We start from the raw sequence: 4,096 nt of genomic DNA, 5'->3' as shown, positions 1-4,096 counted from the left end.
AAAACAGCCCCTTTCTTAAATCCATTTAATGTATCTTCAGCTAAAACACCCAACTGCTTAATTGTAGGGTTTGTAATCCTATATGGATAATTTTTTTTGATATTTAATCCATTAACAACAGCATAATACTTCTTAGGGTCATTCCAGAGACTGGATATTATTACTCGTTCTATTCCCTGAGCATCAATATATTGTTTAACTGTAATACCAAAGCCACCTAAAGCTTTTGATATTTTTGCCGCAGTAATAATACCTATGCCCATATCTATTTTTGAATGAATGTCATCTAATAGTTTCAGAGTTTCACTTCCAATCGTTTCCCCTTCTTCATTTTTTTGATGCCAGATATTCATCGCACACTTTGCGGCATCATCAACAGAGAAAATACAAACTTGTGTATGTCTACCTTCTAAGTATTCTTTCAAATCGTCTTGTAGATCTTTGTTCCATTCTGGCTCTGTTAGATCGTAGGCCTGTAACGCTGCCGCGTTACGTTCTGCAGTAGCACGCACACGATTTTTTTCCCAACGAGCGTAATCTTCTTGGGTATACGTCAATTCAGCTTGACGCTCTCGACGTTGGCGGGCAGCTCGCTCTCTTACTGTTTCTTCTCGAGCTTGCGGTTTTCTCAATGATTCTTCTTCATGGAGGGGCTTATAACCTCCACCAGAAGAACTCAACGGTTTTTTCTTTCTATCCAAAAAATTGTGTGGCATCAGTTCACCTAACCTCAATTAACGTGATGACATCATAACGACACTTAAAGGTGCGTAATATTGGTCATATGTTAAATAGGCAACTTCACTATCAAAAACACCACTTAGAAGCCCCTCAAACGCTCTAGGCACGATTTCAGACTGAAATCCGGCACATTACCCACCAAAAAACATTTGAAAGTTTGTGACACTTTGAGAGCGATTTACATAGCAATCTAACTAACTTCTAAACTCACTCAGAAACACCTCTGAAATGCTCGTTTTTCACATGTTCAACCTGCAACTAGGCATCTATCATTATCCAAAAATAAAAATGCCTAGTTGGCTCAAACCGCACAAACGGTCATTTGCCGCGTCACAACAATCATTCGAATTAAACTCACATTCGCTGAACCAAAGAGTAACTCTTGTTACTTCAAAACTTGGCTCAAATGACAGCAAACTAACAGCGTGAGATCTTAAGATCATAGAGAAAAATGAAACACGCTAACTTGTGTCGAGATTTACGAAAAGAAAGGACGAAAAGCATGAACTTCAAAAAACGTTACATGACCATAATATTGCTCGCATTAGGATTAGGAAGTACTCAAAAAGCGCCTATCAACGAATTAACACTGAACCTTGAGTTACAACATAACTGCTTAGTTTGTTTGTCCTGGTGAAACTAAGCGAAGCGTTTTTACCAAGACAAACGAACCGGCAACGAGCAGCGCGAGGCGACAGTTCGAACAGCGAAACAAAGTGAGTTAGTGAGCCATGTTTTTTTCTGGCTCAATCGCCCAAGCGCCCCCTTGCGGGGTTCAATTGCTAGTCAGAAAAAAATGCGAAGTGTTCAACGTAGCATCGAGAAAACAGGTGAGTTCCCGAACCTTTTTATCGACAGGGGGAGCCGAACCAAACGCCCGTTCCCGAACGAAAAGGCGAGCAGTTCCCAAACTGCGTTTTGGTTTGGGGGCTTGCCCCAAAATCCGTTGAGCAGGCGAGACCAAGTCCGTATAACGATGTAAAAACGAGACTCTTTGGACTTGTCCAAAAAGGGCGACATTTTTCACGCTCTATAGGGGCTTGGTCTCGCGGAGCGAGGCGGATTTTGCTTTAAATTAGAATTTGAATTGTAGGGGCGTCCAGCCCCGAAGATTTACATTCTAATTCATTGAAAAAGCACGCTTTTTCAATATTCGCCCTTTGGCGAAACTTCTTGTTATTGTTTGGATTTCATCGGTGTCTGCGGTCGGGTGCTATACTCCCCCGATGATAGACACCGATGGCAGAGGCCGATGAACACACAATATCTGATCCAAGATAAAACCGAACGTTACCAACGAAATGCAGACAACATGCAATGCGTCATACAATTTTTAATACAAGAAACGTACTCCACAATCACCAACTTAATGGTGCTTTTGAATTATCAAAAAAGGCAGCCTCTCGATCGTTTACTGGCAAAACTAAAAGGCTTAGACCTCATCAAAAAGTACGAACTAAAAACGCCAAGAGGGAAGCTTGCATTGTGGGGAGTGACCGACTTAGGCCTTGCGCAAAACCAACAGAAAAGTAATGGCAGAGAGAAGAGTTTTGTACCGTACCGAGTCACGGCCAAGAATGCAGAACATAAAATGAAAGTACAGTTTGTGCAGCTCCAGCTACAAAAAAATGGATGGCGTGATTGGGAAAATGGTAAGCATGAAGATGTACGCAAAAAATATCAGGTAGCACACAAACCGGATGGCTTGGTGAAAAGTCCTTCGGGAGCAAAGATTGCACTCGAACTGATGCAAACAATTCAAACACCATCACGCTACCGGACCATTTTTAAAGATCACATACAGGCAAAAAAAGAGGGGTACTGGCATGCGGTCTTTTTCATCGTTGAGAGTAACGAAATGAAAAAGCTGTTAGAGAACCACTTCAACAAAATTGAATACATAAGGTTCAAAGAATCGAAGCACCCATTCGAGTATTATCGTTCAAACCTTTACCGAATCTTCACATTAGAAGAGGTAAAGACCTTACAAGAAACAAGAGACCAAAAGCGGTGAATAAGGTTGTCGCAAGACTCCCCAAATCAGCCCTTTCGGCTGCGCCGACCCCTACCCATTTCAACTCTAAACTTGAGTGATTTGGGTATCATCTATGGTCGCTTTCCGTGGAGTTTTGTCTCTTACCCTTTCGGGCTGCCCTGCGCTGTGTGTAAAGCTTTCGCCCCCGTTCCAGTCACACAACACTAATCAGTTATTCCTTTTCCGCTTGTCCCCTCTAGCAGCTACAAGGGGCGGTGTTATCGAGCTTTACGCTTAGTTCTGATTAGTGCCTTTACCTCTCACCTTTGGAACATCCCTTGGTCGGTGAGTGATGCGCGTCGTTCTGTCCAAAACATCTTGATTCCAAACAGAGTGCAGAAATACTCTTGAAGTGCTTACTTGATATGGTCTATCATGGAAGGACTTACACAACGATTTGGTCATCATTTGTGAGTATTCCGAAAAAACCACTCCGGCAAGAGTGGTTTTTTCACATCTGGGGATAGAGATTAATCCTAAAATCGTTAGATCTCAATGATCAATGCAAAGATCTTTGTTGCATACTCTTCTCAAATTTTTGTTTAATCAGCCCTATGGTATATATCTTTATCAAGAGATATATAAAATGATGTTCTTATCTTTTCTGTAGTAATTAAAAAGTAACCACTATCAACAAGGTGTTTCTTTATTGCATCTTTTCCAATCGTTCCAAAAACAACCCCCATGACAAATAGAAAACAAGGAATGTAAGTCCCTAAATATTTGCTCCACTCTTTAGGTAATTCAGGTCGCTTATTAAAACAAATACAAACAAACCCTATTATACTTAAAAACCAAAACCATGATAAAAAAGGAACTATAGAAAAAACGGAGGTTAACGCTATAGATTCTGGATGATATATATAAACATCCAGTATTGGGCTTATCGCATCAAATAATAAGAAAGGCATCCCTATTAATACAAGAGGAACTCCTAAAAAAATCAGAATTCTATTTGGCATTTGTGGCCTCTTTTAAGCCATTTATTATGTTTTCTTCTATCTTGTTTTCATCCCAAATATTAGAAATAATTACATCAACACCAACCCAAACCATCGCACCAACCACCATAGGAATGGCAACTCCAAGAGCGACCGTCAAGCAAACAATCCCACCGACAACTGCGCCAGTGGCTAAAAGCTTAAACAAATCACTTCCCATACTACCGCACCAATCAACTAAATGATAATCATCATTAAACATCAATTCATTAGTATTGATTGTTGCCGATATAATTAAACTTAAAACAGCCCCTTTCTTAAATCCATTTAATGTATCTTCAGCTAAAACACCCAACTGCTTAATTGTAGGGTTTGTAAT

2 protein-coding genes and 2 pseudogenes are annotated in these 4,096 nt (G+C 40.4%); 1 reads left to right on the top strand and 3 read right to left on the bottom strand.

Going from position 1 to position 4,096, the window contains the following annotated elements:
- A pseudogene (locus R7E00_RS22415) lies at positions 1–716 on the bottom strand (hypothetical protein); the annotation flags it as partial.
- 1,277 nt (positions 717–1,993) lie between these two features.
- Here R7E00_RS22415 and mobC point away from each other — a divergent pair.
- On the top strand, positions 1,994–2,755 hold the full coding sequence (gene mobC / locus R7E00_RS22410; RefSeq protein ID WP_276402456.1) for a MobC family replication-relaxation protein: 762 nt from the start codon (positions 1,994–1,996) through the stop codon (positions 2,753–2,755).
- Between the two features lie 563 nt (positions 2,756–3,318).
- Here the strand turns inward: mobC and R7E00_RS22405 are convergent.
- Together R7E00_RS22405 and R7E00_RS22400 are read right to left on the bottom strand one after the other, a co-directional pair.
- Entirely contained in the window at positions 3,319–3,738 is a 420-nt protein-coding gene (locus R7E00_RS22405) for a hypothetical protein (protein ID WP_025818666.1), read from the bottom strand.
- A pseudogene (locus R7E00_RS22400) lies at positions 3,728–4,096 on the bottom strand (hypothetical protein); the annotation flags it as partial. The pseudogene R7E00_RS22400 and the gene R7E00_RS22405, both read right to left, overlap by 11 nt.

The organism is Vibrio sp. Vb1755, assembly GCF_033338635.1.
GTDB lineage: Bacteria > Pseudomonadota > Gammaproteobacteria > Enterobacterales > Vibrionaceae > Vibrio > Vibrio alginolyticus.
This window is presented reverse-complemented; position numbering and strand designations above follow the sequence as displayed.